At 53.5% G+C, this 6,043-nt stretch carries 8 protein-coding genes; 5 read left to right on the plus strand and 3 right to left on the minus strand.

Going from position 1 to position 6,043, the window contains the following annotated elements:
• The first annotated feature begins 310 nt into the window (after positions 1-310).
• On the plus strand, positions 311-748 hold the full coding sequence (locus QMX98_RS31480) for a GNAT family N-acetyltransferase (RefSeq protein WP_282411922.1): 438 nt from the start codon (positions 311-313) through the stop codon (positions 746-748).
• 713 nt (positions 749-1,461) lie between these two features.
• Here the strand turns inward: QMX98_RS31480 and QMX98_RS31485 are convergent.
• Positions 1,462-1,926, minus strand: a complete 465-nt coding sequence (locus tag QMX98_RS31485; RefSeq protein WP_282411923.1) for a GNAT family N-acetyltransferase — start codon at positions 1,924-1,926, stop codon at positions 1,462-1,464.
• Positions 1,927-2,295: 369 nt separating this feature from the next.
• Here QMX98_RS31485 and QMX98_RS31490 point away from each other — a divergent pair, with 369 nt between their 5' ends.
• From QMX98_RS31490 to QMX98_RS31505, 4 genes are all read left to right on the plus strand, one after another.
• The gene (locus tag QMX98_RS31490) at positions 2,296-2,787 is read left to right on the plus strand and encodes a hypothetical protein (RefSeq protein ID WP_221106346.1); all 492 of its coding nucleotides are present in this window, start codon (positions 2,296-2,298) and stop codon (positions 2,785-2,787) included.
• A 79-nt stretch (positions 2,788-2,866) separates the two neighbouring features.
• Positions 2,867-3,298 (plus strand): hypothetical protein, encoded by a 432-nt coding sequence (locus QMX98_RS31495; protein WP_042932767.1) that lies wholly within the window; start codon positions 2,867-2,869, stop codon positions 3,296-3,298.
• A 242-nt stretch (positions 3,299-3,540) separates the two neighbouring features.
• Positions 3,541-3,891 carry a DUF6152 family protein gene (locus QMX98_RS31500; RefSeq protein WP_282411924.1) on the plus strand — a complete coding sequence of 117 codons (351 nt, stop codon included), beginning with the start codon at positions 3,541-3,543 and terminating at the stop codon, positions 3,889-3,891.
• A complete protein-coding gene (locus QMX98_RS31505) occupies positions 3,891-4,403 on the plus strand; it encodes a DUF6644 family protein (RefSeq protein WP_282411925.1) in 513 nt (170 codons plus the stop codon). The genes QMX98_RS31500 and QMX98_RS31505 overlap by 1 nt, the downstream gene beginning before the upstream one ends.
• 184 nt (positions 4,404-4,587) lie before the next feature.
• On the opposite strand, the gene QMX98_RS31510 is transcribed toward QMX98_RS31505, so the two are convergent.
• Both QMX98_RS31510 and QMX98_RS31515 read right to left on the minus strand, forming a co-directional pair.
• Entirely contained in the window at positions 4,588-5,034 is a 447-nt protein-coding gene (locus QMX98_RS31510; RefSeq protein WP_282411926.1) for an NUDIX hydrolase, read from the minus strand.
• 115 nt (positions 5,035-5,149) lie between these two features.
• The gene (locus QMX98_RS31515; protein ID WP_007946335.1) at positions 5,150-5,698 is read right to left on the minus strand and encodes a cupin domain-containing protein; all 549 of its coding nucleotides are present in this window, start codon (positions 5,696-5,698) and stop codon (positions 5,150-5,152) included.
• Between the last annotated feature and the right edge of the window lie 345 nt (positions 5,699-6,043).

The raw sequence follows: 6,043 nt of genomic DNA on the forward strand, positions 1-6,043 counted from the left end.
ACCACATTTTATGAAGCCGATTTGACCTACGAACTGTTGCTCGTAAAACCAATTCACGATGACTAAGCTTGAAAGTCCGCTTCGGGTTATGGATTCCTGCCTCTCGCGAAAGGCAGGATTCGGCCAAAAGCAGACCATGGACACGCAGTTAATACGTCAGTAATGTGCAAAGTAGTATGTCGCTTTCCCCCTTCTTGATGTCGCGTTTACAACGTCGATTTTTTTGATTGCTCAAGGGATTACGCATGAAAATGGAATGTTATGCCAAAAGCCATTCGGCACCTAAAAGTTGAATTTAAGGAGCAATAAAGTGGAAGTCAAGATTGATGTATTGGGTTCCCCAACAGAAAAGGATAAAGGAGTTCTGAATAATAGGTTTTCAGAATATCTTCGAATTCAATATCCAAGTCTACCACCAGAAACGGAAGATAAAATATTTATGGTGATTGCACACGATGAAGTAGGCGACTACATCGGTGCAATAAGCTGTAATTGTTACTGGGATGGCTTAGAAATTGACACCTTTTGGGTTAAGGAATCTCATCGCGGTAAAAAAGTAGGATCTATGCTTTTGGAAAAAGCAGAAGAGATTGGTGCCAACAATGGGGCAGTAGTTGCATTCTTAAAAACCGTTGATGCTAAAAAGTTCTATGAGCGGCATGGGTATGAGATTTATGGTGTTCTTGAGGATCGCCCAATCGGGACTAACCTGTATCATTTAAAGAAACGGCTAGTAAAACATGCATAACAACTGGTTAAAATCGTTCACTTCGCTCAATGGGACAGGCTAAAGCCCCCCCCTTAACCAAATGCTGGTCAGAGTCCGCTATGGGTCGTTCTCTGCCGGTCATGGCCACACAGCGGGAGGGTCAAATCCGATGCAAATGATTGGTCAAATCCGATGCGAATGATTGGTCAGGTCGAATGCAAATGGGTGGGCAAGTCAGTTCGATTACCCAGCTTGAGGCGGGCTAGAAAGAAAGCAATAAAAAGCCCGGTTGCAGGGCCGGGCTTGTCTAGCTGCGTGGGTTGATTAGCAACTAACCCCCACCCGAGTTTCCTCCGCTACTGCTACCACTCCCCTGCCCCTGTTCACCTGTCTTTTGATCCGGCAGGCGTCGGGCCGTTATCGGTTGTCCCGCCGTCGGCCCCTTTAGGAAGTGAACCTGCGTCGGGGTCTGCGTTGGTGCTTTTGGGTGCAGGGTCGCGGCTTTGACTCGTACCATCAAGTTGAGGTGGTCCCGGGTGTTGAGTCAGCTGCAATCGCATACAGCGAACTGCCAGACATCATGACTGCGAGCGTCCGCACCGCCATTTGTGATTAATCATGTTGGTTCTTCCTGAGCGTGGGTAACACGACATTGGAAGGATTAGCCGCGAGAACGTGCCGGGCAGTGTACGAGCGGTTGACGTCTGTGCAGAAGTCGCGGCGGCAACCCTGCCCGCCTTCTCCGACCAAGGCTAAAGCCTCTTCACCATTGGCACACACGCCAACTGAAGCCCTGAAGGTGAATGGTAAATAGAAGGTTCGTCACCTACAAAACCGCAGCGCCGGTAAAAATCAGTCGCGTTCAACGTAGCGTCCAGATTGACCGCCTTCAGGCCCAACTCCCGCGCCAGGCATTCCAGATGGCTGAGCATCTTCAAGCCGATGCCTTGTTGCATGAAACACGGCAGCACAAAGATCGCGCCGATTTCGCTGTTGTCCAGATCAAGCATCCCTGTCGCCACTGGTTCACCTTGAATGCAGCCCAGGTAAAAGTGCTTTTCCATTAAGTCGCCATACCCATCTTTGGCGGCTCCGACGGTCCAGGCGAGCATTTGTTCTGCGGTATAAGCGCCGATGCATTGGTGCCGTATCGCTTGAAGGCGGATATCGAATGCGGTCTGGGCATCGCTTGGTTCGGCGCGTCTGATCTCAAACATTTCATTCTCCTTGAGCAATCGGTGGACGGAGAACTAAAAAGCCCCGTCCATTTCTGGCGGGGCCTTGGGTAACTACGTCAATTCCTGCGAACGCGTGACCTCACGGCCCGCCAGCGGCGGTCATGGAGGAACACATCATGTTCATGCGGGAAATGTAGATCATGGGTCGATAGTGTTTTGGATGAACGGGGTTGTCAATTTTGATGGGGAAAATAAATGCGTTCCCTTGTACATATTTCGCTCCTCACACTCTCTTTTTTTGTCTTGGAACTTTTTAACCAGATGATGTCGATATGATGGCGCGCCACAACATCAATCAGTGGGCCAACCAGCGCCAGGCTGTTTCCTGGAAAACCATGGACGTGTGTGATGAGACTGATTATTGCAGCGCTTTTGATGCTTAGCGGGTATGCCCACGCCAGTTGTGCCAGCATCAGTGACAGTGACCAGCGCTACTACTGTAATGCTAGAGCAGGTGGCGGGAGCTGTGCGGGTATCCGTAACTCAGGTTTGCGCATTGCTTGTTATGCGGAGACCGGCAACGTCAGAGGCAACGGCAGCGTCAACGTCAACGTAAGAGGTAATGGCAACGGCAGCGGCAACTTCAGCGGCAGTTGTGCCGCAATCAGCGACAGTGACCAGCGTTACTACTGTAATGCCAAAGCAGGTAACGGAAGCTGTGCGGGGATCAATAACTCAGATTTGCGTAATGCTTGTAATGCGGAGACCGGCAACGGCAGTTGTGCGGGCATCAATGACAGTGACCAGCGCTACTACTGTAATGCCAAAGCAGGTAACGGAAGCTGTGCGGGTATCAGAAACAGCGACCTGCGCAACCAATGTAATGCCTTGAATCACTGAGAGCACGGCTCATCCGAGTCCCCATTCATCCTGGGCCACTCCGCGCCATGCGGCTCCCGGGCAATCAAGGAAGTGTGCAATGAGACTAATACTCGCAGTGATGCTGATGTTCAGCAGCTACGTTTACGCCAGTTGCGAAAACATCAGCAACGATGACCAGCGTAACTATTGCAAGGCGCGTGAGGGCCGAGGCGGTTGTCAGAATATTAAGAACGACGACCAGCGCAACGCCTGCAAAGCGGAAACGGAGGGTACGAGTGATTGTGGAAACATTCGCGACAATGACCAGCGCAACTATTGCAAAGCCAAGCAGGGTTCGGGAGGGTGCCAAAACATCAAGAACGACGACATGCGCAATGCCTGCAAAGCGCAAACAGAAGGTACGAGTGACTGTGGAAACATTCGCGACAATGACCAGCGCAATTACTGCAAGGCCCAGCAAGGCTCCGGAGGTTGCCAGAACATCAAGGACGACGGTCTGCGCAATCAGTGCAAATCCATGGCGCCTTAGCTGAACGGCACAGCGACAGCCGCGTGATAAAGGTGACAGGTCCTTTGTTTAAATAGATCTGTCACCTTTTCCATATAGAAACCACCCTCCGTGGCGAGGGAGCTTGCTCCCGCTGGACGGCGAAGCCGTCCCGGCCTCCCCTCGTCAACGAATCTGTACTATTTTTAAGACTCTCTGGATTGACCTGTTCCCGATCAGAACAGGTCGACGGTCATCAATGATCCGTAACAGGAGATTGCATCATGAAGCGCTTGCTTGGGGCTCTTGGATTCTCAACGTTACTGGTGGCATCGACGGTGTTCGCTCATCACGGCTGGAGTGAGTATGACTCGAGCAAACCCTTGCAGTTGAACGGAACGATCGAGGAGTCCGGTTATTCCCACCCGCACGGGTTCATTCGCCTGAAGACCGACGACAAGATCTGGAGTGTCGTGCTTGCGCCGCCATCGCGCATGGAAAACCGGGGGCTTTCCAGGGAAATGCTGAGTGTCGGAAAACGGGCTACGGTGGTGGGCTATCAGAATCGCAACAACCCCGATGAACTGCGCGCAGAACGCATCACGGTCGACAACAAAACCACTGAGTTACGTTGATGCAGACAACTGGCACCCGCGGTGGATCGAGTCTGGACGGCTGGCTGGACGATGTGGGTGACTCGCCACTCGGGTTGGCCATGCGAAGCGAGTTATGGCTGTATCCGATCGTCGAGGTGGTTCACATCATTGGCTTCGTGGTGCTTGTCGGCTCGGTCGTCATGTTCGATCTGCGGGTTCTCGGGCTGTCGAGAGATCTTCCGGTGACGGCACTGGCCCGCCACCTGCTGAGGTGGGGAGTCGCGGCCCTGCTGTTGATCGTCCCGGCGGGGCTGATGATGTTTTCAGCCCATCCGCACGACTTCGCCTCCAACGGCGTTTTTATTCTGAAGCTGTGCTTGATCGGTATTGCGGGCCTCAACGCGGCTCTTTTTCATGTGGGTGTCTTTCGGTCAGTAGCCCGATGGAACACCGACGCCGCGGCGCCAGGAATAGCAAAAATCCAGGCGATATTTTCGATTATGTTATGGATCAGCGTGGTGCTCTGCGGACGATTGCTGGCTTACACCTGACTGGGGAGACATGAAAAAAAGTACCAGATCTATGCATCAAATAGATCCGATTTCCGCGTGTACTGGATTGGTCATCGCGATGCTGACCAACGCTTCGGCAGTCAATGTCATTTTCGCTCCTTGAAAGGTGATCGCATCCTTGGCGATCAATACGTTAAACAGCGCTATTGCTAATGACCGAGCATCAGTCCGGCAGCACAACCTTCTTCAGCAACTCGTATAGCCCAGCAGGCACCAACGGCGTTTCGCCAGTAATACTGTCGAGCGCCAGCCACTTCGCTACAAAGGCAGCGCCATCGCTTTCTTGAGCATCCAAGTGGAGCAGTTCATAGACGCTGGCATCCACGAATTTCGCATCGTAGACCTGCACGATTTCGTGCCCGGGCGTGCCGGCATAGGTGAAGATGTTTTCGAGTGTGCCCAACAGGCGAACATCGGTAATGGATAAGCCAAGTTCTTCATCGACTTCACGTAGTACGGCTTGGGCGCTGGTTTCGCCGAACTCGATTCCGCCACCGATTGGGCGCAAGAAGGGCTTTCCAGTAACGGGGTCGAGTGCTTCGTTGACCAGTATCCTGCCATCGAGATGGAAGATGCAGAGTGCGAGGGCTCGGATGCGGGGCGTGGTCATGAGGTGAAGTCCATTTGCTTTGATCAAACCCTGTAGCAGGTGCGTCCATTGGGCATGGCTGTTGGCCGCGGACGCAGCCTTCGGCAGCTGCTAAAGGATGGCGTCCGTTTTGATATCAGAAGTTGGCCGGGGTGTTAGCGCTGATGATTTCCGCTTCATCCTGGCCAATATTGCGGAACTTGTGAGGCAGCGTCGTCGGAAAGTAATATCCATCCCCAGCATTCAGCACACTGATCTGCCCATCCACCGTCAACTCAACCGTCCCCCGCGTAACCAGCCCGCACTCCTCGCCTTCCGAATGCACAATCGGCTCTTCCCCCGAACTCGCGCCAGGCGCGTATTGCTCGCGCAAAAGGCGCATCTGCCGACTCGGCACCGAAGCGCCAATCAACAGCAGCCGCAACCCATGACGCCCTAGATCCGGCTGTTCATTGGCGCGGAATACGTATTGATGCTCACGCGGCGGTTGGTCGAAGGTGAAGAAATCCGCCAAGGACATGGGAATGCCTTCGAGCAGTTTTTTCAGGGAGCTGACGGAGGGACTGACGCGATTCTGTTCGATCAGGGAGATGGTGGCATTGGTGACGCCGCTACGCCGGGCCAGCTCGCGCTGGGACAGTTTGTAGCTTTCGCGTACTAATTTGAGTCGTGAGCCCGTGTCCATGACAGCCTTATGCGAGAAATACTTAAGGGTTATGGGGGTGGATGGCGGGCGACTTTTGGCCGCGAAAGTACCGCTTCCCTGTCCCGGAAATGTGAAAGGCGCGTATTAAATCACGTTTGGTGGTGTTGCTCAGCAGGTTCGATAACTGGTTAGTGAAAAAGCTGAGGGTGCTCATGTCAGACCGTTTGGCGATGTGGGTTCGGGGGGTGTCAGGTGGAGGTGAAGGTGGCTGATCTGGCGCCATCGCGAGCAGGCTCACTCCTACAGTTTGGGCCGGGCGTACACACATTTTGTGCACGCCACAGATCTCCTGTAGGAGTGGGGGGGCGCCGGCTCGGGGGGGGG

This window comes from Pseudomonas sp. PS02303 (genome assembly GCF_029959925.1).
GTDB lineage: Bacteria > Pseudomonadota > Gammaproteobacteria > Pseudomonadales > Pseudomonadaceae > Aquipseudomonas > Aquipseudomonas mandelii.